Raw genomic sequence first — 25752 nt, forward strand, 5'->3', positions numbered from 1 at the left:
GGGGTGTCGTTCTCAGTGCTCACGCAGCGTCCTCCCGCTCCGCGAGCCAGCGCTCATACTCCGACCGCCGGATCCGTACGTCGCCGTTCGGGAGCTTGATCGCGCGGGGTCGCTTCCCGAGCTGGCGCCGGTAGAAGGTCGACGGGGCGACCTTCAGATCAGCGATGACCTCCTTGACGGTCATCTTCTCGTCCCGTGTACGGGCGCTCATTTCGCCATCCCTTCGGCTTCGTCCGCACCGGACAGGCCGGACAGCTCCAATTCCGGCTGTCCGGGGTGTTCGTGCTGGTCAGACGTGGTAACCGGAGAGCCGGACAGTGGGGACACCTCTTGGGCGCCCTCCGTCCGGGTTTGGGTGTCCGGGTAGTACCGGCCGCCGGCGTCCTTGCTGAGTTGTCCGGCGTCTACCATGCGGTTGCAGGTGCGGCGGATCGCGTCGATGTCGACGTGTGGCAGCTCTCCAGCCATGTCTTTGGGCTTGGCGCCGGGGTGGGCACGGACGTAGCGCAGGATGGTGGCGCGGGTGTCGCTGACGGTGTGGTCGGTGACCGGGCCGTCCAGCAGGTGCCAGGCGCCGGAGGCGGGTTGGAAGCTGAGGGCGTACTCGGCTTCGTCCACGTCGCGGCCGGTGACGTGCAGGATGTCGTCCGCTTGCCCGCGGGCCCGCTTGAGTACGAGCGTGGCGTCTGCGGCTCCGGCGATGCCGTTGGTGCCGGAGACCTCGGTAAGGAAGTCTTCGGAGCCTGCCTTGCGGACGTGGTGGACGAGGACGACGGCCACGTTGTAGTGGTCGGCGAGCCGCTTGGCGTAGCCGACGGCGACATGATCCGCGTCGTACGCCGACACACCGGCCGGGGCCGGTCCGCGCATCTTGGCGAACACGTCGACGACGACCATGCGCGCGTCGGGGTTGCGTTCCAGCCACTGTGCGATGGCTTCCATACCGCCCTGGGGGTAGGGCGGGCATTCGGTGACCAGGGTCAGCCCGGCGGGGGCTGGCTGTCCTCCGAGGATCTTGCCCATGCGGGTCTGCAAACGGCGCGGGGTGTCTTCCAGGGCGAGGTAGAGCACCGGGCCGCCCTGGACGGGTACGGAGTGGAACGCATTGCCTCCGGCCGCGACCGACAGGCCCAGTCCGAGGGAGAGCCAGGACTTGCCGACCTTGGGCGGTCCGGCGAGCACGTTGCCCCCTTCGGCGAGGATGCCGGGCACGGCCCATTTCGGCTCAGGGAAGTCCGCGGCCATGAGCTGATCGGCCGTCCATGCCGTCCGTGGGCGCTCCCGCTTCGGCGGCGCCTGCGGGGGCCGTCTCGGGGTCGCTGGGCACGGAGTACAGGTACAGGTGCAGGGGCGGGATGGGGTTGGCGCTCATGCGGCGACCGTCTGGGGGCGCCGTGCTCCGGCCCGGAGCCCGGATGCGACGGTGCGACGGGCCTCGCGCTCGCCCTGGCCGACTTGGAGCGCGGCCGTAAGGAGCCAGCCGGTGACGTCAGCTTCGCTCAGCTCGCCTCCGGCAACGAGCTGTCCGAGGGTGACGGCGGCGATGTAGAGGCTGTTGTTGTGCTCGTGCGGGCCGGAGCTGGTGACCCGCTCCACTTCGCCGTTCACGGCGGACCGGAGGAAGGCGGTGCGCCGTCCGCGGCCCGTGAGAGCGACCGTGATGGGCGTCTGCGGCGGCAATGGGACCGGGCGCAGGTCAGGGCCACCGTGCTGGGCCTGCGCCAACCACATTCGGCCACCTTTCCTTCACGTGCGATGCCGTGCGAGGCGGAGGTGCGCCCCACACGGCATACCCTGAACAGACCCCAGCGACCGCCCCGCTCGTCGTGCGCATCGAGGAGTCCCGGTGCAGGGCCTCCGGGGCGTGCCACTTATGTGCCAGAACGGACGAGGGACTCACGGGGAACCTCCTTCTGGTGTGGGGCGACGCCAATACCTGGCTGCCGTTGCGTGGGACCTCCCGCCGGCGTTGATCCCGTGAGGGCCTCTTCTCCCGACTGCCTGCCCTCCCATGTCACAGATGGCCGGGCTGTCTTGTCTCTGGTAGCGAAGGCAGACGCCTACGTCGGGAGGGTGATGGCCATGCGGGTGTTCGTGGCGGGCGGGTCGGGGGTCCTGGGGCAGCGGTTGGTGCCGCAGCTCCTGGCCCGTGGTCACCAGGTGACGGCTACGACCACAAGCGCGCTCAAGCTGGGCCGGCTGGCGCGGCTCGGCGCGGACGGGGTCGTGATGGACGGGCTGGATGCGGCCTCGGTCGGTGAGGCGGTGGCCAGGGCCCGGCCGGACGTGATCGTGCACCAGATGACCGCGATCTCCATGGCGCACGCCGGCAAGCCCGACATCAAGCACCCGGACCGCTGGTTCGCCCTCACCAACCGGCTGCGTACCGAGGGGACGGACCACCTGCTGGCGGCAGCGGAGGCAGCCGGTGTGTCCCATGTGGTCGCACAGGGCTACGCCTCCTGGAACGGCATCCGGGAGGGCGGCTGGGTGAAGACCGAACAGGACCCGCTGGACCAGCTTGAGGGGACGGCGGCGCATGTGGGGTTGAAGGCGCTGGTCCACGTCGAGGACGTGGTCCTGAGGGCCGGCGGTGCGGTCCTGCGCTACGGCGCGTTCTACGGGCCCGGCGCCATCGACGACCAGGTCGAGCTGGTGCGCAAGCGGCAGTACCCGCTGGTCGGGCGTGGCACCGGCTACAGCTCGTGGGTGCATCTGGACGACGCGGCGAGCGCGACCGTCCTGGCCGTGGAGCAGAAGGCGAGGGGCGTGTTCAACATCGTCGACGACGAACCGGCTCCGGCGAGCGAGTGGCTGCCCCACCTGGCCGCATGCGCGGGAGCGAAGCGGCCGATGCGGGTCCCGGTGTGGCTGGCCCGGCTGCTGGCCGGGGACCAGGCGGTGGTGATGATGACCGAGGGGCGCGGCTTCTCCAACGCCAAGGCCAAGCGAGAGCTCGGCTGGCAGTTGCGCTATCCGTCGTGGCGACAGGGCTTCGAGGAGGAGCTGGCGTGACCCGGGGCACGGAGAAGGCCGAGGAGTTCGAGGAGCTGCGGCCGCTGCTGTTCTCGATCGCGTACCGGATCCTGGGCAGCGTGACCGAGGCCGAGGACGCCGTCCAGGAGACCTGGCTGCGCTACGAGGCGTCCACGACACCCCCCACCTCGGCCAAGGCGTTCCTGTCCGCCGTGGTCAGCCGCATTTCGATCAACGTGCTGCGCTCGGCCCGCGTCCGGCGCGAAGAGTACGTCGGGCCATGGTTCCCCGAGCCGTTGCTGACCGACCCGTATCAGGACCCGGAGCGCTCGGCCGAGCTGGCCGACTCGGTGTCGATGGCGGCCCTGTTCCTGCTCGAACGGCTCACCCCGCTCGAACGCGCGGTGTTCGTCCTGCGGGAGGTGTTCGGCTTCGGCTTTCCGGAGATCGCCTCGGCGGTGGAGCGCTCGGAGGCCGCGTGCCGTCAGCTGGTGGTGCGGGCGCGCCGTCATATGAACGCGGGCCGGCCCCGGTTCGAAGCCGATCGGCGCGAGCGCGAGGAACTCGCACTGCGGTTCTTCGACGCCCTCTCGGAAGGAAACGTCGACGGGCTTCGGGAAATGCTCGCCGCAGACGTGCAGATGGTCGCGGACAGCGGCGGCAAGGCTCCGCAGTGGGCCGGTGGCTTCTTCGGCGCCGACGATGTGTCCCGGGTGCTCGCCGCCCTCCTGCCGCCGTTCGTCCGGATCGGCGGCGCGGTGGAACCACACCAGGTGAACGGCCAGCCGGGCGCGATCTTCCGTGATCGGTACGGCAAGGTCATCAACACCTGGACGCTCGACATCCTCGACGGGCAGATCCAGACGATCCGCACGGTCAGCAACCCCGACAAGCTCGGGCACTTGGGCCCCGTGGGGGATGCCTGGGCGGTTCTGCGCGAAACACAGCAGGTTCGCCGGGACCCGGACCGGGAAACAGGACAACCGGCACAACGCGGACAAGGAAATCGGACATGATCAGGATCGGCGTCATCGTCGGCAGCACCCGCCCAGGCCGCAACGGCCACCGGGTGGCCCAATGGGTACGGGACCTGGCAGCCGAACACGCGGGCGACGCCGCCGACTTCGAGCTCATAGACCTGGCCGACCACGCGCTGCCGCTGCTCGACGAAGCCGTCCCAGCTGCCAGGGCACCGGGCCGGCAGCGGCACACCCGGCGATGGGCCGAGCGGATCGGCTCCTACGACGCCTACGTCATCGTCACCCCCGAATACAACACCGCCCCGCCCGCCGCACTGACCAACGCCATCGACTATCTCCACCAGGAGTGGGGCGGCAAGCCGGTCGCCTACGTCGGTTACGGCATCTTCGGCGCTGTCATGGCAGTGCAGAAGCTGCGCGCACAGGCCGGCGTGCTGCGGATGGCCGACATCGGGCCACAGGTGGCGCTGTCACTGCGCGAGGACTTCGTGAATTTCACCGAATTCCGGCCACGGGAGCTCCATACGGCGGAGGTGCACGGGCTGGTCGATGAGCTGCTGGCGTGGGCGCAGGCACTCGGCCCGCTCCGCACAGCTCCCCGGACCGCTCACCAGAACGCCTAGAGACCGGCGGACACGACCAGTCGTCATGCGCATCACGGTCTTCGGCGCCAACGGTCCCACCGGTCGACTGCTCACGGACCGGGCACTCGCCGCCGGACACCGGGTCACCGCGGTCACCCGGCAGCCGCACTCCTTCCCGCTGCGCCACGAGCGGCTCGGCATACTCGGCGCCGACGTGCTCGTCCGGAAGCCGTCGCCGCCGCCGTGGCAAGGCAGGACGCGGTGCTGTCGACTCTCGGGGTCCCCGCTGGGAAGGAACCCATCGGCACCTACTCGCGCGGCGTGGCCAACATCGTCGCCGCGATGAAACGGCACCGGGTACGTCGACTCACCGTCGTCAGCTCGAGCGGGGTCGACCCGCACCCGTACTCCGATGCCGGCTCCTGTGCAACCGCGTGCTTCTGCCGTGACACGGGTGCTGGGCAAGACGCTGTACGACGACATGCGGCGGATGGAAGCGCTGGTCCGGGCCGGCGATCTGGACTGGACGATCATCCGTCCGGGCGGGCTCCACCACCTGCCGTCGGTCACCGACTACACCCTCGTCGAGGGCCACGCCGACGGCAGGTTCACCGCCCGCGTGGACCTGGCCGCGAGCATGCCGGCCCTGCTCAGCGACGACCGCCACCACCGCACCACCGTCAGCGTCATCACCACCGTCGACAACCCCACTCTGCTCCAGTGGATCCGCCGCGAAGCACTCGCCAGGGGATGAGCCGATCCGTCCGCACCCGGCCGAGGCGGCAACGCAGCAAGTGTGCAAGGGCGTTGACATGAGTGAGGGCGGCTGTCCACGGTCTGCTGGTCGACGAAGCGCTACTGGCCTGCCGCGTGGACCGTCGCCACCGCGAACACGGCGGTCACCCACGTCCACAGCACGGAGAGTCCGACGTGACCCGCCGTCCGCAGCCGATGACCCCGCCACAACCGCGGTGAGAAGTAGGCGAATTCCATGACCCAGCGCAGGCCCCAGAACAGGGTCTGCCCGCAGAGCAGAACGGTCGGCAGGGGATCGCCGGTCAGGAGCTCCCGAGCGAACGCCAGCGGCAGTGCACCGAGCAGCACGCAGGTAAGGCCGATGAAGAACAGATGCGCGTAGGAAACCTGCCGGGTCAGCAGACTGGTGTTGCCAAGGTCGTCCGGCCAGCCCAGGATGCGCGGCAGCACCACGTGCAGCAGCCCCACCCCGATGAGGGCGGCACCGACCAGGCGCAACTGCCAGATGAGAGCGAGGAGGTGGGTCATGCCGGTCCCCTGGTGAACGCGAGCGCGGTGACCAGGCCGGCGATGCGGTGCTCGGCCGCCGGACGCAGACCGGCGTGCGCGGCCAGCCGGAGCCACTCCGCGCGGGGGAGGAAATGCCAGGCACCCGGCCCGAAGACGGCCGTATTCGGGCTGTCCCTGAGGTGTTCCACCAGGACCAGGCGCCCGCCGGGGCGCAGCACCCGGGCGCATTCCCCGAACAGCCGCTCCCTGTCCTCGGCCTGCCGCAGTTCGTGGGCGGCGAAGATCAGGAATACGGCGTCCACCCCGCTCCGGCGCACGGGAAGGGCATCCGGACGGCCGGGCAGGGCGTGCGGTGGCGGGGGTACCCGGCGCCGGGCCCGACGCACCGAGCCCTCGGTCATCACGGCGGGGTCATAAAGGTCGACGGTGATCTGCCGGGAGGCCGGCCAGCGGGCGGCCAGCGGGGCGCTCGCCTCGTCCAGGCCGGTGCCCACCACCAAGTGCACGGACGGCGTCTGCGGCAGCAGCGTGTCCAGCCAGTCGTAGTCGTACATTTCGGACCGGTCGTAGACGAGCCAGCTCGCGACCGTGGCGGAAGCGAGCAGACCGACAGCGGCTGCTGAGCCTGCGCGGGCCATGGTGCGCAGCGGGTACGGCAGACGGCCGGACAGGGCGGCGAAGACCGCCGCGGTGGCCAGGCCGGCGGCGTACTGCGGCCAGTTGTAGGCGATCACGTCCCGCACGCCCGACCGGCGGGTCACCGCTCGCTCCCGCTCTCGGTCCGGCGCAGGCCGCGTTCCCAGCCGTACTCCACATCGGCGACGTGGAAGGCGTTGGCGAGGAGCGGCCGCGTGCCGGCGAACGGGCCGTGGTCGAAAAAGGTCAGGCGGCGCACGTCGACCGAGACAGGCTGCGGGTCCCAGTGGGCTCGGAATGCCTTGATCACGATCATCGAACGGGTCTGCGGCTCGTACTCGAAGGTGTAGGGGAGCGGGCCCGCGAAGCGCCGGGCGGCGCGCGCGTCCGCAAAAGGGCTGCTCGCGGGCAGCGGTGCAGGCGCGCTGCCGAGGTCCGCCCGCACATGCAGATCCGCCCGGCCGTCGGCGCTGTCCACGCGGAACTCCAGCGACTCGCCCTCGGCCCGGGCCCGGATCCGGGCCAGATGGTAGTTGTAGCGGGTCAGCAAGTTGCCGCCCAGCACCATCAGCCTGCGGTCGGTGTCGCTGCGCAGGATGCGCAGTCCGCGCATGACGCGCCCGCCCGGAGTGCGGAAGCGGGTGAAGACGCGGTAACCGGTGAGCAGGTAGTCCGCCCCGAAACGGGCGGGAAGGGCCGCCGGTCGCAGGGCGCGGGTGTCCACCAGCGCGGCCGCCACGAACCCGTGCTCTCCGTATGTGTCCAGTTCCAGGCCCGGTGGGACCAGAGGGCGCAGCACCGCGGAAGGCAGCGCGTACGTCAGCACCAGCGAGTGAGCGAAGCGCGTGCGTATCGCAACGGGATGGCGCTGCAGCAGATGCCTCACGGCTCGATCCTCCGATCCGGGGCAGCGCCCCCGAGACGCACCGCCCGTACCACACCCCACAGCGCCGAGCGGTCCTGGGCCGCCCAGCCCGGCCCGTCCGGACCCGGCTCCCGGGCACTGCGCAGCACCACCACCCCACCGGGCCGCACCGCGTGCCGTACGGCCGTCCGCAGCCGACGGGCGAAGTCGGGGTCCGGCCCGTCCAGCACGTTCGAGAGCGTCACCGCGTCATAGCCGCCGCGCGGCGCCTGCTCCAACGCGTTCACCACGTCGTCGCACACCAGCCGGACGCCCGGTGCCCACGGCTCCGGGGTACCCGGCGGCTCCGCGCCCGCCAGCAGCCGCCACAGCCACGGATTGCGCGCATTGGGATGCCTGCCCACGGTCCGCTCCAGGCGCCGCCGCAGCACCTCGTCGAAACGCTTCGGTACGACACCGGCGAACGACGGGCGCAGCGCCAGCGCCAGGGCTCCGCCGGGGCGCAGCGCAACCCGCATCAGCCGGCGCAGACCCGCGGTGTCCAGCTCCTCCCGCCAGCGGCGAGCTTGCTCCACCGGATCGTCCAGTGTCAGGAAACGGTGCAGCTCTCTCTGCCTCCACGCGGGCAGCAGCCGCGCCGCGGCGCCCCGGCCCAGGCGCATGACCGCCTCCGCCGTGCCCTCCCGTGTACCGCAGCCGGCCAGCCGCTCCCGCGCGTACGTGAGCTGTACCGGATTGACATCGACGGCCGTCACCTCGTACCCCGCCGAATGCAGGGCTGCCGCTGTGTCCCCCGCCGAGGCGATGCACAGCACCCGCGCGCCCGGCGGCGGAAAGACCGCCAGCTCGACACCCCAGTCCTCGTACATCCGCCCGAAGAGCAGGCGTGGGCCGTCGAATCCGCCGAGCAGCCGACCGCGTGCCCACGGTGTCCCGGTCACTCGGCCGCCGTCCAGGTCACCATCCAGATCAGCGCCAGGAAGGCCAGGTCCTGCGTCACCAGCCGTCCCGGCTCGTCGATCTGGCCGGGGCTGAAGAGCAGACCGCCCAGGTTGAACGCCACCACCAGCACGGTCTGCACGAGCGCGGCCGAACGCGCCCGCCGCCCGCTCAGCACCCATGCGCCGATCGCGACCTCTGCCAGACCGATCCCGGCAAGCACTCCCGTCACCGCCCATCCCGGCAGGAACGGCACGTCACCCACGATCGCCCGCTGATCCGCCCGCCCCGGCCAGATCTTGCACCAGAACCCCTCGTAGAGCCAGACCAAGGCGATCGCCCACCGCGCCACCCGGACCCGCCACGTCTTCACCACGGGATGATCATGCCTGCCGCACCATTCGGCGCGAGTTCCGGCCCCCCTGGTCCGGCCGCGCGGTGATCAGGTTGGCCTTCCTCACAGGGGCCCAGGTGGCTGTGGCTCGGCTTTCGCGCGGAGCCGTGGGGCCGTGATCGGCCCCCGCCGTTGGCCACATCGGGCAGGCGGGGTTGAACAGCGGGACACCGCCTGATCAGGGTTTCGCCCTTGCGCCAAGGGCACTCGGCCCGTGAGTTCGGAGGTACTGAGATGAGTGTCGGAGAGAAGGCCAAGGCAAGGGCCGAACAGGTTGTCGGAAAGACCGTGCGAAAGGCGGCCCACGCGGTGCACAAGGAGAGCCTCGCGGCAAAGGGCGCCGCCCTCGAAGCTCGGGGCATGATGCGGGGCGAGAAGGAGAGGACCAAGGACTCCTTCAAGCGCTGACAACGTCGTGACATCGAGTCACCGCGGTCGCGTGGCACCGAACCGTTGACAGGGCAGTGGCCATCTGGCGAGCCGTAATGCCAGGGGGTGCAGCAGCGGAAACACTGAGGCCGGGGTCTTCGTGTCTGTGCGGCCGTACGCCGCTCGACCCCAGAGCCGCGGCGATCTCGGGAGCGAGGTCGAACGCGGCCCACTTCCTGGGCCCGGTAGTAGTACGCCTGCGCCCGGCCGTAGCGGGCGCTCAGGCTCCTGCACAGATGCAGCAGGTCATCTCCATGACCCCTGCTTGATCACCCGTGGGTACAGCGATCCAGCACGGCCAGCACGTAGCCAGGACTCTTGGCGGATCATCTGCGGAAGGAAGCACGAGGACACACTGCCATGCGGTCTCAGGGCCGCAGAACCCCCGCCATGTCGGGCCGGCCGACCGGGGCTGGGAGCACGACCGTAGGTGCTGACAACCCGAGCTCAGTGGCCATGCCTCCGGAGGCTCTGGCGGCTCCGGGGCAGCCTGCCGCTCCGCTCGCCGCCAGCACCGGCCGGGCCGCTTCCTACCTGTCGTCTCTGTCCCCGCCGTCTCCGAAGACGAAAAGTGGCTTGGCGCCGCGTGCGGGCGTTTCGGCGAGCGAGATGGCTTCGGTGAAGCGTTCGAGCGGGAACGGCCGGCCCTGGGGGATGCTCAGCACTCCATCAGCGACGAGACTGCGAACCTCGGACAGCGCGCGCAGCGCATCCTCAGGTGAGGCGGTGCCGAACCAGCGGTTCAGCCAGAAGCCACGGACTGCTTTGGTCTCGTAGATGACCGAGCGCGCCTGCAGCGGGATCGTCAGCGCTGCCGGGTCGGTCTGCCGATGGGTAGAGAGCGCGCCGTAGACCACGACCTCTCCTCCCGGAGCCAATGCCTGGGATACCTGGGCACCCACGTGACCCGCGACACAGTCGATGGCCTTCCGCACGCCGGCCGGCCCTGCTATCTCGGCCACACGCTGCAACAGGTCCTCGTCCTCGGTGCAGATGACCTCGTCACCACCAAGCGCTTTGATCTCCTCGACGGCGTCGCGCCGCCGCACGACATTGATCGTGCGAATGCCAAGATGTCTGGCCAGCTGAATGACGAGCCGGCCGACTGTGGAGCCCGCGGCCGTCTGCAACAGCCATTCACCCGGCTGTACGTCGAGTTCGCGAGTCACCAGGAGCAGCGCGGTCAACGGGTTGACGGCGAGTTGACAGGCGCTGGAGTCGCTCAGATGGTCGGGGATTGGCAGGAGCCTCTGTGTATCGGCAACGAGGTATTCCTGCCAGGTGCCGGCCACCTGCGGCCCGGGTATCGCCGGGACGGCAACGGTCACCACGCGTTCGCCGATCTTTAGTCCCTCGGTATCCGGGCCCAGGGCCTCAATAACGCCTACGCATTCCATGTGACCGCCCACAGTGGGAAACTCCGGGGAGAAACCGTAGCGGCCACGCAGTACGTGCAGATCGCTGGCGTGAATCGGGGTCGCCTTCACACGGATCAACGCCTGACCGGCTTCCGGTGTGGGGACAGGCCGGGATTCCAGCCGCAGGACATCGTGGGGCTCGCCGACCTTTCCGGCGACGAGCGCACGCATGGATTGTGGCATGGACATGAGATATCTCCTTCAAGTGGGTGCTCGTACCGTGTCCCAGCAAAGCGCGCGCCCAACAGTCGAGAGAAAAGAAAGACCGAGGACAGTGGGCGGTGGTTCACCACAAGATGGTGAGTGTGCCTCTGGGTTCCTATAGACAGCAGTGATTGCGATCGGCTCGTCGCGCACCTTCGAGGTGTAGTCCTCGACGAAGCCATTCTCTCGTACTCGCCGATGCAGATGAGGTCCCGTTCAGTACTGATCTCTTCCAGCGTCACACCGCGGCGGCGAATCCTTGGGGCCAACGGTTGGACCGCAAGCGACCGTACCGACGACCTGGACCCGTGCTGCGAAATTCAGGCGCAAACCGCACGAGCTTGCCCGGCTAGTGCGACCTTCTGCGTCGCAGGCCTCTAAGGTTGCCGCGTCGGCCTGAACGATTGAAGAGATGGCGGCGAAGGAAAACACTGCTGCGATCACAGCCATTTTTCCGTCTGGAGCCTGCGCGACTTAAAAATACACTTCTTAGTCCTCTCGGCTAGGCGGATTGCCGATTCTTGAAACCCAATCCGACCGAAACGTTGATGTTTCAACCATGTTCTCTTCTTGCGCTGATCGGAATCACCGACTTGGACACACCGGTGCGACCGGAACGGTCACACGGACGCCGCCGATCACGCTTGCCGTGGACCGGCGGCCGACCTCGCTTGCCCGATCCCCTCGCTGACACAGCTGCATCGACGGCCACGAGGAGTCCACCAGCGAAGATTGCCAAGTCGCTCGAGGGGGAAGGCGGCGGCCGAAGCCGCCGAAGCAGCGGGCGCCGATCCGCCTTTGCGGTGGTTCGAGTTCTGCCGGAAGTACGTGGCTGGGCAGTGGCGTACCGCGTTCGCTTTATGCCGGACTGCCTCGCCGAGCCGCGGTCACCCTCGGGCAGCTGATTGCCACAGGCGAGCTGAGCGAAGCCGAGGCCACCGGCCGGCCCGTGAGGGCCGCGCTCCACCCTGACGGCAGCGACCAGGCCACGAGATGTAGGAACGATCCGCGCCCGTGACCGTCACCCGTGAAAGCCGGGCCCCCGAATTCGCCGCTTGGGGCCCGGCTTTCGCATGCGCTGCAGCGCGGCGGAGAACGGAGGTGAGATCGCGCCGGACGACGTCCATCGGCGCCTCACGGTCGGACATGGAGGGCACCCAGGGACCCTTCCCCTAATGGTTGTAGCATACAACCAGATTCAGGTGTAGTTTACAACCATCTAGGCGAAGGAGAGCCCTCGATGAGTACCCACCGTCTGGCCGGAGAGCGGCCGGCAGTGATCGCCACACGCCACAGCGTCCGCCATGTGGTGATCCTCCTGATCACTCCGCTGCTGATGTGCCTGGGTATGGGCATGGCCTATCTCGGGGCCTTCCACGCACCGCACGCGCACGGACTGAAAGTCGCCGTCGTCGGCACCTCGCCCCGCTACCGGGTGCTGGCCCAGACGATCAAGGACAAGGCCGGTGACGCGCTCGATGTCACCACCGTGCCCAACCGGGTCGCCGCGCAGCGCCAGATCATGGACCGGGACCTGGTCGGCGCCTACGTGCCCAGCGCCGAACACCCCGAGCTACTGGTCGCCAAGGCCAACTCCGACACCTCCGCCACCGCCGCGGAGGCCGTGTTCACGACCGTGGCCGGCAAGCAGGGCGCTCCGCTGCGCGTCACCGACCTGTCCCGGCTCTCCAGCGGTGACCCCACCGGCCAGGGCCTGTTCTTCCTGCTGGTCGCGCTGAGCATCGGCTCCTACGCCAGCGTCGCCGCCATCGGCGCGGGCGGCGGGACACTCCGCATAGGCATCCGGGCCGCCATCGGCCTCTGCACCGCACTGGTGGTCAGCGTCATAGGAACGGTGCTGGCGGGGCCGGTCTTCCACCTCGCCGACCACCACCTGCTCGGACTGTGGGGCATGGCCTGGCTCTACTCGGCGGGAATCCTCACCATCGGCATCGCCCTCCACACCTTCCTCAAGCGCTGGACGACGCTGGCACTGATGGTGCTGTTCGTGATGCTCAACTTCACCAGCTCCGGCGGCATCTTCCAGCCCGCGTTGCAGAACGGCTTCTTCGGCGCACTGCACGCCTTCTGGAACGGCGCCGGCTTCGTCGAGGGCGCACGCAGCCTGCTCTACTTCGACTCGGCGGAGTTCGCCGGCCGCATCCTCACCCTGGTTCTCTGGCTTGTCGCGGGACTGCTGCTGATGGCCGCCGCCGCGGTGGCCGAGCGTCGCGCCGCCCCTGCCCCGGAAGTAGCCCCACCGGCGAACGAGGAGCAGGACGCCGAAGAAGAAGCGGTCGAGGAGGAAATGGGCGAGGCGGTCGCGGTCTGAGGGCGTCACAAGGCTGGGGCGCCCCGGTTCACCGGACCCGGTACCCACGGACACCGCAGGCGAGCGGCCGGCCGCAATCGCTCGCCGACCAGGCGGGATGCCGACATGAAAGAGCGGGAGACAGTCTCACTGTCTCCCGCCTTTCCTCAGTGGCACGCACTGATTGTGCGTGAGCGGCGTGTGAGCGGCGCGTGAGCCACCGCGCCCGCTGGCCCGTCTCCGCATAGTTCGGTTCGCCCGCCGAGTGGTTGAGCGGCGCTGCACAGAAGTTCGCGCCCAGCGACCGGTGGATCGCGGGCGAGGAACAGCAGGAGGCACTCAAGCCGGTTCGGGTTGCGGTTCCGGTTGCCGCACCGGTGCAACCGTCGGTTCCCACAGTTTGGTGGTCCGTACGTAGCCGTGGACCACTGATGTCATCGCCAGAATGAGAAGTGGCCCGAACACCCACGGATGTCTGGCCATCTCCACTGGCAGATAGCGATATGACAGCAGGAGCGCGGCGAAGACGGTTGCGCCGTAGATGACCAGCTGGGTTCCTGACCGATCCCAGCCGCGTTCGAGCGAGCGCAGTCCTGCCTCGATCGTGAGTGTGAACACCACGCCGGCAACGAGATCCGCGCCGTAGTGGTAGCCGAATCCCAGCGTTGCGCCGAGCGTGGCAATCAGCCAGAAAGCGCCTGCGAATCGCAGAATCCGGGGGCCCTTGCGGGAGTGCAGGAAAATCGCGGTGGCCCACGCGGTGTGCAGGCTGGGCATGCAGTTGCGTGGGGTGAACTCGTCGAACGGCATCTGGTGCGGGGTATGGATCGGCGGCGGCGTGTCCGGCCAGAGATTGGCCACCGCCCAGTGCCCGCCGCCGGTGCCGAAGGCGCCGGTGCCGTAGGCGAAGACCGGTCCGACCACCGGGAAGATCATGTAGATGGCCGGCCCGACAAGGCCGATCACCAGAAAGGTGCGCACCAGATGATGGCGCGGGAAGCGGCGCTCGACTGCCACATCACGCAGCTGGTACAGCGCGATGACGACCGCGGCCAGCGCAAGCTGGACGTAGACGTAGTCGAGGACATGGGCGCCGATCGGGCCGGTGGCCTCGACCATCCGGCCTACCAGCCACGATGGGTCGCCCAGCGCATGATCGGCGGTTGCCACGTACTGGTCCAGCACCGCCGGGCGGGTCTTCGACGTGATGAGTAGCCAGGCATCGCCGGTCTTGCGGCCGGCCACCAGCAGCAGCCCCAGCCCGACGCCTTTCAGCAGCAGGACACGTTCCCGGCCCCTGCGGCGCGTGATGGCGATGACCGCATAGCCCAAGATCACCCACAACGCGCCGCTGCCGAAGGGATGGCCCTCGGTCACCCTGACGTCGGCCGCCCATCGCACCAGCAGGAAGACGATGTCGATGCCGATCGCGACACCGGCCGCGATGAGCCGTTCCCGCCAGGTGAGCACCACCATCATCAACGCCATACTGGCGTACAACAGGAAACCCGATTTGGGCGGAAAAATGACCTCCCGCGCCTGGGTGGTGATCGGTCCCGGCATGCCGTAGCGACGCGCGGCGATTTCCAGCGCGATAAGGAATCCGAGGGCCACCACACCGGCCGCGGCCCACAGCATCACCCGGGGCCGACGCCATGCGGCGAGCTTGATTCTGGTGTTTATTCGCGAAAACGTCCGCGATGTTATAGGTATCAATCGTTTGGCCGATTTGTTAGGTGTTGGCTAAATAGGTCACTTTCGTGCCGGATAGCGTGGTTTTCCGGTGAAGGACGGGCGATGAGGGCGCTCGTCGTGATTCGATCATGTTATCGGAACGTGGTGGTGGATTGCGGGTGGATTTCAGTCGTCCCGGATGGCGCGAAGGTCGGACGGTCCCGGCTCGATGATCCAGCTTCTCGGGAATGACCATGAAACCCTCGCCGCCCGGTGGGCATCGAGGGCATCACGGGCGCATGGCGTGACCAGGCCGCCGGCGCCGCGGCAGGCGCCGTCGCGGGATGACCGGAAGCTACGCCGGGCGGCAGTACGGTGACGCCCGTATCGGCGGCCGGTTGTGCGGCTTCGGTACGGCCCTGACCGCCCTCGACGACCGGGCACGGGCGGTGACCGACCATCAGGACGGCACGGCACTGAACTCCTTACCGTGCCGGGGGCCGGCGCCGAACCGTGGCCATCGCCTCGGTTTCAACGTGATTGCTCACAGGCCCGAGGAGGTCAAGGTCCACGAGGAGGGCAAGGTCACAGCCGTGACCTCTGCTGCTCCTCTGCACCTGTGTCCTAGCATCCGAGCATGACGGTCCTGCCTGACGACGGGCTTGAGCTGGCCGGCGAGTTCCCTGACGTGCCCCACGAGCAGTGGCAGCGCCTTGTGGCGGGTGTCCTGCGCAAGTCGGGCAAGGACGTCGAGGGTGCCGAGGCCGAGGAAGCCCTGTTCACCGCGCTGGAGGACGGGCTCACCACCCGGCCGCTGTACACCGCGCGCGACATCGCGCCCGAGCCTGGCCTGCCCGGGTTCGCGCCCTTTGTGCGCGGCGGCCGCGCCGAGGGGAACACGGTCGGCGGCTGGGACGTACGGCAGCGGCACACGGTGGCCGACGCAGCCGCGGTGCTCGCGGACCTGGAGAACGGCGTCACCTCCCTCTGGCTGACCGTCGGGGAAGGCGGCATCCCGGTACCTGCGCTCGGCAGGGCCCTCGACGGCGTCTATCTCGACCTGGCGCCCGTGGTCCTCGACGCGGGGCGCGATGCCGAGCCCGCCGCACGGGAGTTGCTGCGGCTGTACGAGGAGCGGGGCGTCGCCCCCGAAGCGGCGCGCGGCAACCTGGGCGCGGATCCGCTCGGTCACGAGGCCCGTACCGGGCAGCTCGGCGAGTTCGCACCGGCGGCCGGTCTGGCGCGGCGGTGTGCCGCGGAGTACCCGGGGCTGCGGGCACTGACCGTGGACGCGCTCCCCTACCACGAGGCCGGCGGCTCGGCCGCCCAGGAGCTGGGCTGCTCGCTGGCCACCGCGGTGACGTATCTGCGGGAGCTGACGGAGGCGGGGCTGAGCGTCGAACAGGCGTGTGCGCAGCTCGAGTTCCGGTATGCGGCGACCGCCGACCAGTTCCTGACGATCGCCAAGCTGCGGGCCGCGCGCAGGCTGTGGGCCAGGGTGGCCGAGGTCTGCGGAGCCCCCCGTGCGGGGGCGCAGCTCCAGCACGCCGTGACCTCACCGGTGATGATGACGCGCCGCGACCCCTGGGTGAACATGCTGCGCACGACCATCGCCACCCTGGCCGCAGGGGCGGGCGGGGCCGACTCGGTCACCGTGCTGCCCTTCGACCACGCCCTCGGCCTGCCGGACGGGTTCGCACGGCGTATCGCCCGCAACACCTCGACGATCCTCATCGAGGAGTCGCATCTGTCCCGGGTGATCGACCCGGCCGGCGGTTCCTGGTACGTGGAGCGACTCACCGACGAACTCGCGCACGCCGGCTGGGAGTTCTTCCGGTCGATCGAGCGGGCCGGCGGGCAGGCGGCCGCCCTGCGGTCGGGGCACCTCGGGCGGGAACTGGCCGAAACCTGGCAGGCCCGCACCAGCAAGCTGGCCAAGCGACGCGAGCCCATCACGGGCGTCAGCGAGTTCCCGAACCTCGGGGAGAAGCCGGTCGTGCGTGAGAGCGCGCCCGAGCCGCCGTCCGGTGGACTGCCGCGTGTGCGCCGCGACGAGGCCTACGAGACGCTGCGCGCCCGCTCCGACGCCCACCTCGCCGCCACCGGCTCCCGGCCCCGGATCTTCCTCGCCGCGATCGGCCCGGCCGCCGCCCACACCGCCCGCCTCACCTTCGCCTCGAACCTCTTCCAGGCGGGCGGCATCGAGCCCGTCACCGAGGGCACGTTCGAAGACAGCGGTGCCTCGGAGGTCTGCCTGTGCTCCAGCGACGCGCTGTATGAGGAGCGGGCCGCGGCGGTGGCCGCGGAGCTGAGGTCGGCGGGCGCCGCGCATGTGTTCCTCGCCGGGCGTCCCGGGCAGTACCCCGGTGTCGACGCCTACGTCTTCGCCGGCTGCGACGCCGTGGCCGTGCTCTCCGCCACCCTCGACCGCATGGGAGTGTCCTGATGGGAATCCCCGACTTCTCCGGGATCGAGCTGGGGACCCCGGCCGCCGACGGCGGCGCCGACGAGTGGCGTACGGCGGTCGAGAAGGCGGCCGGCGGAGACGACCTGCTCTGGGAGACCCCGGAGGGCATCCCGGTCAAGCCGCTCTACACCGGCCGCGACCTGGAGGGCCTGGACTTCCTGGGCACGTATCCGGGCATCGCGCCGTATCTGCGCGGGCCGTACCCGACCATGTACGTCAACCAGCCGTGGACGATCCGCCAGTACGCCGGTTTCTCCACGGCCGAGGAGTCCAACGCCTTCTACCGGCGCAACCTGGCGGCCGGTCAGAAGGGCCTGTCGGTCGCCTTCGATCTGCCCACACACCGCGGCTACGACAGCGACCACCCGCGGGTGACCGGTGACGTCGGCATGGCAGGCGTGGCCATCGACTCGATCTACGACATGCGGCAGCTGTTCGACGGCATCCCGCTGGACCGGATGACGGTGTCGATGACGATGAACGGCGCCGTGCTGCCGGTGCTCGCGCTGTACATCGTGGCGGCGGAGGAGCAGGGTGTGCCGCCGGAGAAGCTGGCCGGGACCATCCAGAACGACATCCTCAAGGAGTTCATGGTCCGCAACACCTACATCTATCCGCCGAAGCCGTCGATGCGGATCATCTCCGACATCTTCGCCTTCACCTCGCAGCGGATGCCCCGCTACAACTCCATCTCGATCTCCGGCTATCACATCCAGGAGGCGGGTGCGACGGCCGACCTGGAGCTGGCGTACACGCTCGCGGACGGGGTGGAGTACATCCGGGCGGGCCGGGAGGCGGGCCTGGACGTGGACGCGTTCGCGCCCCGGCTGTCGTTCTTCTGGGCGATCGGCATGAACTTCTTCATGGAGGTCGCCAAGCTGCGGGCGGCACGGCTGCTGTGGGCGAAACTGGTCACGCAGTTCGAGCCGAAGAACAGCAAGTCGCTGTCCCTGCGCACCCATTCGCAGACATCCGGCTGGTCGCTGACCGCGCAGGACGTGTTCAACAACGTCACGCGTACGTGCATCGAGGCGATGGCGGCCACCCAGGGCCACACCCAGTCACTGCACACCAACGCCCTCGACGAGGCGCTCGCGCTGCCCACCGACTTCTCGGCGCGCATCGCCCGCAACACGCAGCTGCTCATCCAGCAGGAGTCCGGCACGACACGGGTGATCGACCCGTGGGGCGGCAGCGCGTACGTGGAGAAGCTGACGTACGACCTCGCGCGCCGGGCCTGGCAGCACATCCAGGAGGTCGAGCAGGCGGGCGGGATGGCGCAGGCCATCGACGCCGGCATCCCCAAGCTGCGGGTGGAGGAGGCCGCGGCCCGCACCCAGGCTCGTATCGACTCCGGACGCCAGCCGGTGATCGGCGTCAACAAGTACCTCGTCGACAGCGACGAGCAGGTCGAGGTCCTCAAGGTGGACAACTCCGCCGTACGTGCCCAGCAGGTCGAGAAGTTGCGGCGGCTGCGCGCGGAGCGCGACGAGACCGCCTGCCGGGACGCGCTGGACGCGCTGACCCGGGCCGCCGGCGGCGGCGACGGCAATCTGCTGGAGCTGGCGGTGCACGCGGCCCGCGCGAAGGCGACCGTCGGGGAGATCTCCGACGCCCTGGAAAAGGTGTACGGCCGGCACGCGGCGCAGATCCGTACGATCTCCGGCGTGTACCGCAACGAAGCAGGAGAGTCCTCGTCCGTGGACCGCACGCGCACCCTGGTGTCCGCCTTCGCGGAGGCCGAGGGCCGGCGCCCGCGGATCCTGGTCGCCAAGATGGGCCAGGACGGCCACGACCGCGGCCAGAAGGTGATCGCCACCGCGTTCGCCGACCTCGGTTTCGACGTGGACGTCGGCCCGCTGTTCCAGACCCCGGCCGAGGTGGCCCGCCAGGCCGTCGAGGCGGATGTGCACATCGTCGGCGTCAACTCGCTGGCCGCGGGTCACCTCACCCTGGTGCCGGCGCTGCGCGACCAGCTCGCCGAGGAGGGGCGCGAGGACATCATGATCGTGGTCGGCGGGGTGATCCCGCCGCAGGACGTGCCCACGCTCCTGGAGATGGGCGCGGCGGCCGTCTTCCCGCCCGGGACGGTGATCCCGGACGCGGCGTACGACCTGGTGAAGCGGCTGTCGGCCGACCTCGGGCACGATCTCTGAAGCCCATGGCGACCGACCTCGACACCTATGTGAAGGGTGTCCTCGACGGGAAGCGGGCCGTCATCGCGCGCGCCATCACGCTCGTCGAGTCCACCCGCCCCCAGCACCGGGCGCTGGCCCAGGAACTGCTGACGGAACTCCTCCCGCACAGCGGCCGGGCCCGGCGGATCGGCGTCAGCGGGGTGCCCGGCGTGGGCAAGTCCACGTTCATCGACGCGTTCGGCACGTTGCTGACCTCTCTCGGGCACCGGGTGGCCGTACTCGCCGTCGACCCCTCCTCCAGCCGTACCGGCGGCTCGATCCTCGGTGACAAGACCCGCATGGAACGTCTGGCCGTGGACCCGGCGGCCTTCGTCCGCCCCTCCCCCACCGCGGGCACGCTGGGCGGAGTCGCCAAGGCGACCCGGGAGTCGATCGTGGTGATGGAGGCGGCCGGCTACGACGTGATCCTGGTGGAGACGGTCGGCGTCGGCCAGTCCGAGACCGCGGTCGCGAACATGGTCGACTCCTTCCTTCTGCTCACTTTGGCCCGCACGGGCGACCAGTTGCAGGGCATCAAGAAGGGTGTCCTGGAACTGGCCGACGTGATCGCAGTCAACAAGGCGGACGGCCCGCACGAGCGTGACGCCCGCGCCGCCGCGCGTGAACTGGCGGGTGCACTACGGCTGATGCACGGCAAGGACGCGGTGTGGACTCCGCCTGTGCTGAGTTGCAGCGCGCGGGAGTCGACCGGACTGGACACCGTCTGGGAACGCCTCGAACAGCACCGCACGCTCCTGGACTCGACCGGACGCCTCGTCGCCAAGCGCCGCGACCAGCAGGTCGACTGGACCTGGACCATGGTCCGCGACGAACTCCTCGGCCGCCTGCACGCCGATCCGGCGGTACGGTCTCTCGCTCCCGTCCTCGAACAGCGGGTCCGGGAGGGGGAGCTGACGCCCACACTGGCCGCCGAGCGCATTCTGGGCGCGCTCGGGAGCTCCGAGACGGACATGTCCTGAGCGCTCGGATCCCGTCCCACTGCCGCACATCACCCGCGTGACGCCCGGCGCCGGCGCCCAGGTTGTCGCCTTCGCCGCTTCCTTGGCCGATGCTCGACGAGGTGCCGTACGGTCCAAGTGGACCACCACGGTGGTGTAGAAGCGGTGCACCGCATCGTCCACGCTGCGGATGAAGCCGGACTCGGCGTTGCCGCGGCTGCTGCCCATGCCTTTCAGCAGGGACAGGCGGAAGCCGGTGATTCGGGTGCCGCCACGAGGGGTTCGTCACGGATGCGCACCGATGCGCACGGATTCGGGCTGACAGGTGGTCCGGTTGCGGATTCACAATCTGCGACATAGCGTTACAGTCAGTCACGACGTTCTGTACGTGGGCATCGGGCCCCATTGCTGCCCCGTTATCGCCGCCCGTTCCGGCTCGGATCCGGTGTTTCTGCTGTCACCGATGAGAATTCGAGCGTCGTTGAGGGTTATTTCTCGAAAAGGTGCGGGGGATGACTCAAGGAGATCCGCCATGTCTGAAACCCCCCAGCGGCAGTCCCGGCGAAAGTTTCTTTCCCTCTCAGCCGCCGCGATGACCGCGGCGACCGACGGGAGACCGGCCGCCGCGGGCAGAGGCACGGGCATCCGCCCGTTCCGCGTCGACATACCGGAGCGGGATCTGGCCGATCTCCGTTGGCGCATCGTCGCGACACGGTGGCCCGACCGTGAGACCGTCACCGATCAGTCCCAGGGCGTCCAGTTGGCGAAGATGCAAGAACTCGCAAACTACTGGAGAAAGTCCTACAGTTGGCGGAAGATCGAGGCGAGGCTGAATTCTTTGCCTCAGTTTCTGACCGATATCGACGGGCTCGATATACATTTCATCCACGTCCGCTCTCGCCATGAGAACGCGCTGCCGATGATCCTGACCCATGGCTGGCCGGGCTCGGTGCTGGAGTTTCTGAAGGTGGTCGACCCGCTCACCAACCCCACGGACCACGGAGGACGCGCGGAGGACGCGTTCCATCTCGTCATACCCTCGATGCCCGGTTACGGTTTTTCGGAGAGGCCGACGAGTACCGGCTGGGGTCCCGACCGCATCGCGCGCGCCTGGGCCGTGCTGATGGAGCGCCTGGAATACGAGCACTATGTTTCCCAGGGCGGCGACTGGGGTGCGGTGATCTCGGACAGGATGGCGATACAGCAGCCCCCCGGGCTGCTCGGCATCCATGTGAATTTCCCCCCCACCGTGCCCGCGGACATCGCGAGGAAACTCGCCTGCGGCGACCCGGCCCCGGCCGGCCTGTCCACCGACGAGAAAGCCGCATACGACAAACTTGCCGCCTTCTACAAGACGGGGTCGGGCTACTCCGCCATGATGGTCACCCGCCCGCAGACCGTGGGGTACGGACTGTCGGACTCGCCGGTCGGACTGGCCGCCTGGATGTACGACAAGTTCGCCGCGTGGACCTACAGCGGCGGCGACCCCGAGCGGGTGCTCACCAAAGACGAGATGCTCGACGACATCACGCTCTACTGGTTGACGAACACCGCCGTGTCTTCCGCTCGCCTCTACTGGGAGAACAACGCCAACAACTTCAACGCCGTGTCGGTTTCCATCCCGGCCGCCATCACGGTGTTTCCCGGCGAAATCTACCAGGCGCCGCTGAGCTGGGCCGAGCGCAGCTATCACAAGCTCATCTACTTCAACAAGGCACACAGCGGGGGCCACTTCGCAGCCTGGGAAGTCCCGGACATCTTCACCAACGAACTCCGGGCCGCGTTCAGGTCGCTGCGCTGAGCCAAGCCGCCCGCCTCACCCCGCCCGCTTCCGTCCCGCCGCCTTCTTGGCGGGCGAGGCCGTCTTCTTCGCGGTGGAGGTGGTCTTCTTCGCGGCGGAGGTGGTCTTCTTCGCGGTCGCGGTCGTCTTCTTCGCCGTCGTCTTCTTCCCCTTTCCGGTTCCCGTCGCGCTTCCGGTTGTCGTCGGCTTCGACGCCGTCGACTTCGCCGCCGTCGTCTTCTTCGGTGCAGCCTTCTTCGTCGCCGCCTTCCTCGCCGTCGAAGTCGACTTCTTGCCGCCGACCTCCTTCGGTGCCGCACGCGTCGGCTTGCGGGAGGGCAGGTGCCTCACCTCCGCCTCCCGGCCCGGCTCCGCGCGCCGGGACTCCCGCGCGGCGCTCACGCTCTTCTCCAGGGCCGCCATCAGATCCAGTACCTTGCCACCCTCGGGCTCGGGAGCCTGCGGGAGCTCCTTGCCCTCCGCCTTCGCCGTGATCAGCTGCTCCAACGCCTCGCGGTACTCGTCGTGCAGCTCGTCCAGGTCCACCTCCCCCAGGGTGTCCATCAGCGTGTCCGCCAGGTCCAGCTCCTGGTCGCGGATGGCGACGTCGGCGTCCGGCGCCACGCCTTCCGGCGCCCGGATCTCGTCCGGCCACAGCAGCGCGTGCAGAGCGAGCACATCGTCGAACACCCGGAGCATGCCCAGCCTCTCCCGGCCCCTGAGCGCGTACTTCGCCACGGCCACCTTCCCGCTGCGCCCGAGCGCCTCCCGCAGCAGCGCGTAGGGCTTGGCGGCCGGGACGCCGTTCGCCGACAGGTAGTACGCCGTGTCCATCTGGAGCGGGTCGATCCGGTCGGCCGGTACGAATGCCACGATCTCGATGGTCTTGGCGGTCGGGAGCGGCAGCTTCGCCAGGTCCTCGTCCGTGATCGGGACGACCGTGCCGTCCGCGTCCTCGTATCCCTTGCCGATCTCCGCCGACGCCACCTCGCAGTCCTCCAGCTCGCAGAACTTCCGGTAGCGGATGCGGCCGTCGTCCTCCAGATGGATCTGGCGGAAGGAGATCGAGTGGTTCTCGGTGGCGTTCATCAGCTTGACGGGGATGCTGACCAGGCCGAACGAGATGGTGCCGTTCCAGATGGATCGCACGTGCCGCACCCTTTTCCATCGATATCGGGCGGTTTCATGGGATTCTCATCGTATGACGCCGATCACAGAGGTGGAGGGGCGCCGGCTCGCGCTCAGCAATCTGGAGAAGGTCATCCATCCCGCGACCGGCTTCACCAAGGGCGAGCTGCTGCACTACTACGCGACCACCGCGTCCGCGCTGCTGCCGCACCTGCGTGACCGCCCCCTGTCCTTCCTGCGGTACCCGGACGGGCCGGACGGCCAGCTCTTCTTCGCCAAGAACGTGCCGCCCGGTACCCCCGACTGGGTCACCACGGCCGAGGTGCCGCGCGCGGAGGGCCCCGCCCGGATGGTGCTGGTCCAGGACCTGGCCACCCTGATGTGGGCCGCGAATCTCGTCACCGAGTTCCACACCCCGCAGTGGCGCATCGACACGCCGGACGTGGCGGACCGGCTGGTGTTCGACCTGGACCCCGGAACTCCCGCCACGGTCGTCGAGTGCTGCGGGGTCGCCCTGTGGCTGCGGGAGCGGCTCGCGGCGGACGACATCGAGGCGTACGCGAAGACATCCGGCTCGAAGGGGCTGCACCTGCTGGCCTCGGTGGAGCCGACGCCCTCGCAGCGGACGACCGAGTACGCCAAGCGGCTCGCCGTGGAGGCGGAGAAGGCGATGCCCCGACTGGTCCTGCACCGCATGACGCGCAGCCTGCGGCCCGGGAAGGTCTTCGTGGACTGGAGCCAGAACGCGGCCCGTAAGACGACGGCGGCGCCCTACACGCTGCGGGCCCGGCCGGCGCCGACCGTGTCCGCGCCGGTGACCTGGGAGGAGGTGGCCGCCTGTGCGTCCCCGGGCGCCCTCGTCTTCCGCGCCTCGGACATCGCCCCCCGCCTCCAGGCCTACGGCGATCTGCTCGCCCCGCTGCTCGATCCCGGCCAGGCCGGGCCACTGCCCTCGTTCTGACGGCCTCCGAGTCGGTCACGTCCTGCCGCCGGCCGTCGGGCGCCCGTCAGACTCTGACCCAGGTATGCCGGTCCCGCGCCACCGCGTGCAGGGCCTCCACATCGGCGGGCTTGAGTACGCCGCCCTGGCGGGCGAGGCCGGGCAGGTCGGTGTCCGTGAGCACGCGGACCTCCCGCGGCGGGACCGTGACCTCCAGGCGGGCGGGCTCCGTGACCGCCAGGACGGGGCGCACCTCGGCGGTCAGGGCGTACGAGGCCCGGTCCGCGTCGGCGCGCACCCGGCGCAGCAGCGGGTACGGCTCGCCCCGGCCCACCGTCACCACCGGATCGGCGACGAGGACCCGCTGTCTGCGGGCGTGGAGCGAGTACACCGTGAAGAGGCCGCCGGGGCCGATCACCAGGTGGTGGACGCGGTCCCCGCCGGGCAGCGGCACCGAGTGCAGGGTGCGCCATCCCATGCCCTCGAGCTGGTCCAGCGCCTCCCCCACGGCCTGTTCGGCGGAGAGTGCCCGTCTGCGCGGGTCGGGGCGCAGCCGGTGCCCGGGCCCGGGATCGCGGTCCAGGGCGATCAGCAGTGCCTCGCCGGGCCGGTTCGGCGCCAGGTCGTCGTCCGGGTGGAGGGTGAGCCGGGCCAGCTCGGCGGGGGTGGGGACGGGCGGCGGTCCCACGGTGACCGGGCCGGTCAGGAACGGGTGCAGGGCGGCCAGGACGTCCTGCCGCAGGTCCTCGCTGAGCAGGTTGACCCGGCCCGTGTCGCGGTCGTACCAGGCCACGTTCCTGCCGTCGGCGCCGCATACGTACAGGCGTTCCTGCCCGTGTCGCCAGGTCGGTATGACGCGCAGTCCGCTCATGCACCATCACCCCATGACCATGGGAACAGGCGGGGTGCTCCAGGGGCAAGAACCCGGTTACCTTTGTGAGCAGTTGGGGACTCGGTGGGAGGCGCCGTTGCGGACCCGCAGAAAGCAACCCGATGTTCCCGCTCCGGACGCCCCGTGGAGCGAGATCGTGCCCGGCCTGTGGATGGGCGGCCACGAATTCAAGGGGCGTTCCGGGGAGCGGGAGTTCGCCGTCGTACGGGACGAGTTCGATCTGGTGCTGACCCTGCTGCGGCTGCCGGGGCACGGGCCGGACGACGGGGTCGAGCACCATGTGTGGCCGATTCCGGACGGGCCGCTGGACGGAACGCAGATCGCGGGCGTGATACGGCTCGCCCGGACGGCCGACGACGCCCTGGAGGACGGCCGCAGGGTGCTCGTCCGCTGTTACCACGGGTACAACCGCTCGGGCCTGGTCATCGCCCAGGCTTTGATGCGGGCCGGTCACACGGCCGACGAGGCGATACGGATGATCCGTGCCCGTCGTGGCCCCTGGGCGCTGCACAACGAGCTGTTCGTGGAGTATCTGCGGGCCGGTCTGGACACGGCCCGTCTCCTGGAGGAACTCGCGGAGTGACCCCGGCGCCGGCCCCGGCCCGACGCCGGCCTCCACCCCTTCCATAAGCACCGGAACAGCCCGATTAACCCCCTATAACGGGACATCCCATCCGCCCCCTTGCTACGTTCCGCACATGATCGTGCCTCGTACGCGAGGAGCCTGAGTAAC

The 25752-nt window shown here is 69.4% G+C and carries 26 protein-coding genes and 1 pseudogene; 14 read left to right on the forward strand and 13 right to left on the reverse strand.

The genetic code is table 11. The features are described 5' to 3' along the window. Positions 1-19 precede the first annotated feature (19 nt). The 4 genes from LZ604_RS09485 to LZ604_RS09500 are packed head-to-tail and all read right to left on the reverse strand — an operon-like array spanning position 20 to position 1731. Positions 20-211 (reverse strand): helix-turn-helix transcriptional regulator, encoded by a 192-nt coding sequence (locus LZ604_RS09485; protein ID WP_234514112.1) that lies wholly within the window; start codon positions 209-211, stop codon positions 20-22. Further along, entirely contained in the window at positions 208-1245 is a 1038-nt protein-coding gene (locus LZ604_RS09490) for an AAA family ATPase (RefSeq protein WP_234514114.1), read from the reverse strand. Before LZ604_RS09490 ends, LZ604_RS09485 begins: the two co-directional genes overlap by 4 nt. After that, the gene (locus LZ604_RS09495; RefSeq protein ID WP_234514115.1) at positions 1226-1372 is read right to left on the reverse strand and encodes a hypothetical protein; all 147 of its coding nucleotides are present in this window, start codon (positions 1370-1372) and stop codon (positions 1226-1228) included. Before LZ604_RS09495 ends, LZ604_RS09490 begins: the two co-directional genes overlap by 20 nt. After that, the gene (locus LZ604_RS09500; RefSeq protein WP_234514117.1) at positions 1369-1731 is read right to left on the reverse strand and encodes a hypothetical protein; all 363 of its coding nucleotides are present in this window, start codon (positions 1729-1731) and stop codon (positions 1369-1371) included. Before LZ604_RS09500 ends, LZ604_RS09495 begins: the two co-directional genes overlap by 4 nt. A 345-nt stretch (positions 1732-2076) precedes the next feature. On the opposite strand from LZ604_RS09500, the gene LZ604_RS09505 reads away from it, so the two are divergent. From LZ604_RS09505 to LZ604_RS09525, 5 genes and pseudogenes are all read left to right on the forward strand, one after another. Beyond that, positions 2077-3015: an NAD-dependent epimerase/dehydratase family protein gene (locus LZ604_RS09505; RefSeq protein ID WP_234514118.1), complete on the forward strand. Its 939-nt coding sequence runs from the start codon at positions 2077-2079 to the stop codon at positions 3013-3015. Continuing rightward, positions 3012-3992: an RNA polymerase sigma-70 factor gene (locus LZ604_RS09510; RefSeq protein WP_234514119.1), complete on the forward strand. Its 981-nt coding sequence runs from the start codon at positions 3012-3014 to the stop codon at positions 3990-3992. Before LZ604_RS09505 ends, LZ604_RS09510 begins: the two co-directional genes overlap by 4 nt. Further along, positions 3989-4579, forward strand: coding sequence for an NADPH-dependent FMN reductase (locus tag LZ604_RS09515; RefSeq protein WP_234514120.1), 591 nt, complete (start codon positions 3989-3991; stop codon positions 4577-4579). The genes LZ604_RS09510 and LZ604_RS09515 overlap by 4 nt, the downstream gene beginning before the upstream one ends. A 25-nt stretch (positions 4580-4604) precedes the next feature. Then, positions 4605-4879 (forward strand): annotated as a pseudogene (locus LZ604_RS36205) (NAD(P)-dependent oxidoreductase); the annotation flags it as partial. Between the two features lie 106 nt (positions 4880-4985). Then, a complete protein-coding gene (locus tag LZ604_RS09525; protein WP_234514121.1) occupies positions 4986-5294 on the forward strand; it encodes an NAD(P)H-binding protein in 309 nt (102 codons plus the stop codon). Positions 5295-5395: 101 nt separating this feature from the next. Here LZ604_RS09525 and LZ604_RS09530 read toward each other — a convergent pair whose 3' ends face one another. The 5 genes from LZ604_RS09530 to LZ604_RS09550 are packed head-to-tail and all read right to left on the reverse strand — an operon-like array spanning position 5396 to position 8622. Beyond that, complete coding sequence (locus LZ604_RS09530) at positions 5396-5824, reverse strand: hypothetical protein (RefSeq protein ID WP_234514122.1); 429 nt, start codon at positions 5822-5824, stop codon at positions 5396-5398. Next, positions 5821-6567 carry a class I SAM-dependent methyltransferase gene (locus LZ604_RS09535; RefSeq protein WP_234514123.1) on the reverse strand — a complete coding sequence of 249 codons (747 nt, stop codon included), beginning with the start codon at positions 6565-6567 and terminating at the stop codon, positions 5821-5823. The genes LZ604_RS09530 and LZ604_RS09535 overlap by 4 nt, the downstream gene beginning before the upstream one ends. Further along, entirely contained in the window at positions 6564-7328 is a 765-nt protein-coding gene (locus tag LZ604_RS09540; protein ID WP_234514124.1) for a DUF2071 domain-containing protein, read from the reverse strand. The genes LZ604_RS09535 and LZ604_RS09540 overlap by 4 nt, the downstream gene beginning before the upstream one ends. Then, entirely contained in the window at positions 7325-8248 is a 924-nt protein-coding gene (locus LZ604_RS09545; RefSeq protein ID WP_234514125.1) for a BtaA family protein, read from the reverse strand. The genes LZ604_RS09540 and LZ604_RS09545 overlap by 4 nt, the downstream gene beginning before the upstream one ends. Continuing rightward, positions 8245-8622: a DoxX-like family protein gene (locus tag LZ604_RS09550; RefSeq protein WP_234514127.1), complete on the reverse strand. Its 378-nt coding sequence runs from the start codon at positions 8620-8622 to the stop codon at positions 8245-8247. The genes LZ604_RS09545 and LZ604_RS09550 overlap by 4 nt, the downstream gene beginning before the upstream one ends. 252 nt (positions 8623-8874) lie before the next feature. Here LZ604_RS09550 and LZ604_RS09555 point away from each other — a divergent pair, with 252 nt between their 5' ends. After that, the gene (locus LZ604_RS09555) at positions 8875-9048 is read left to right on the forward strand and encodes a hypothetical protein (protein ID WP_234514129.1); all 174 of its coding nucleotides are present in this window, start codon (positions 8875-8877) and stop codon (positions 9046-9048) included. A gap of 551 nt (positions 9049-9599) precedes the next feature. On the opposite strand, the gene LZ604_RS09560 is transcribed toward LZ604_RS09555, so the two are convergent. Next, on the reverse strand, positions 9600-10676 hold the full coding sequence (locus LZ604_RS09560) for a zinc-dependent alcohol dehydrogenase family protein (protein ID WP_234514132.1): 1077 nt from the start codon (positions 10674-10676) through the stop codon (positions 9600-9602). A 1255-nt stretch (positions 10677-11931) separates the two neighbouring features. On the opposite strand from LZ604_RS09560, the gene LZ604_RS09565 reads away from it, so the two are divergent. Beyond that, positions 11932-13023 carry an ABC-2 transporter permease gene (locus tag LZ604_RS09565; protein ID WP_234514133.1) on the forward strand — a complete coding sequence of 364 codons (1092 nt, stop codon included), beginning with the start codon at positions 11932-11934 and terminating at the stop codon, positions 13021-13023. A 318-nt stretch (positions 13024-13341) separates the two neighbouring features. Here the strand turns inward: LZ604_RS09565 and LZ604_RS09570 are convergent, their stop codons facing one another. Beyond that, positions 13342-14640 carry a phosphatase PAP2 family protein gene (locus LZ604_RS09570; RefSeq protein WP_234514343.1) on the reverse strand — a complete coding sequence of 433 codons (1299 nt, stop codon included), beginning with the start codon at positions 14638-14640 and terminating at the stop codon, positions 13342-13344. Positions 14641-15020: 380 nt separating this feature from the next. On the opposite strand from LZ604_RS09570, the gene LZ604_RS09575 reads away from it, so the two are divergent. From LZ604_RS09575 to LZ604_RS09595, 5 genes are all read left to right on the forward strand, one after another. Continuing rightward, the gene (locus LZ604_RS09575) at positions 15021-15317 is read left to right on the forward strand and encodes a hypothetical protein (protein ID WP_234514134.1); all 297 of its coding nucleotides are present in this window, start codon (positions 15021-15023) and stop codon (positions 15315-15317) included. Further along, complete coding sequence (locus LZ604_RS09580) at positions 15314-17122, forward strand: methylmalonyl-CoA mutase subunit beta (protein ID WP_234514135.1); 1809 nt, start codon at positions 15314-15316, stop codon at positions 17120-17122. Before LZ604_RS09575 ends, LZ604_RS09580 begins: the two co-directional genes overlap by 4 nt. Continuing rightward, a complete protein-coding gene (gene scpA, locus LZ604_RS09585; protein ID WP_234514136.1) occupies positions 17122-19299 on the forward strand; it encodes a methylmalonyl-CoA mutase in 2178 nt (725 codons plus the stop codon). The genes LZ604_RS09580 and scpA overlap by 1 nt, the downstream gene beginning before the upstream one ends. Positions 19300-19304: 5 nt before the next feature. Beyond that, on the forward strand, positions 19305-20300 hold the full coding sequence (gene meaB, locus LZ604_RS09590) for a methylmalonyl Co-A mutase-associated GTPase MeaB (protein WP_234514137.1): 996 nt from the start codon (positions 19305-19307) through the stop codon (positions 20298-20300). Positions 20301-20811: 511 nt separating this feature from the next. Then, entirely contained in the window at positions 20812-22080 is a 1269-nt protein-coding gene (locus LZ604_RS09595; protein WP_234514138.1) for an epoxide hydrolase family protein, read from the forward strand. A 15-nt stretch (positions 22081-22095) separates the two neighbouring features. Here LZ604_RS09595 and ku read toward each other — a convergent pair whose 3' ends face one another. Then, entirely contained in the window at positions 22096-23208 is a 1113-nt protein-coding gene (gene ku / locus LZ604_RS09600; RefSeq protein WP_443732472.1) for a non-homologous end joining protein Ku, read from the reverse strand. Positions 23209-23260: 52 nt separating this feature from the next. On the opposite strand from ku, the gene ligD reads away from it, so the two are divergent. After that, positions 23261-24148, forward strand: a complete 888-nt coding sequence (ligD, locus tag LZ604_RS09605; protein WP_234514140.1) for a non-homologous end-joining DNA ligase — start codon at positions 23261-23263, stop codon at positions 24146-24148. A 46-nt stretch (positions 24149-24194) separates the two neighbouring features. Here the strand turns inward: ligD and LZ604_RS09610 are convergent, their stop codons facing one another. Next, on the reverse strand, positions 24195-24998 hold the full coding sequence (locus LZ604_RS09610; protein ID WP_234514142.1) for a nuclease-related domain-containing protein: 804 nt from the start codon (positions 24996-24998) through the stop codon (positions 24195-24197). A gap of 97 nt (positions 24999-25095) precedes the next feature. On the opposite strand from LZ604_RS09610, the gene LZ604_RS09615 reads away from it, so the two are divergent. Continuing rightward, positions 25096-25602, forward strand: coding sequence for a protein-tyrosine phosphatase family protein (locus LZ604_RS09615; RefSeq protein ID WP_234514143.1), 507 nt, complete (start codon positions 25096-25098; stop codon positions 25600-25602). The last annotated feature ends 150 nt before the right edge of the window (positions 25603-25752 follow it).

Origin of the sequence: Streptomyces glomeratus (genome assembly GCF_021462825.1) — a bacterium.
GTDB classification, from domain to species: domain Bacteria; phylum Actinomycetota; class Actinomycetes; order Streptomycetales; family Streptomycetaceae; genus Streptomyces; species Streptomyces glomeratus.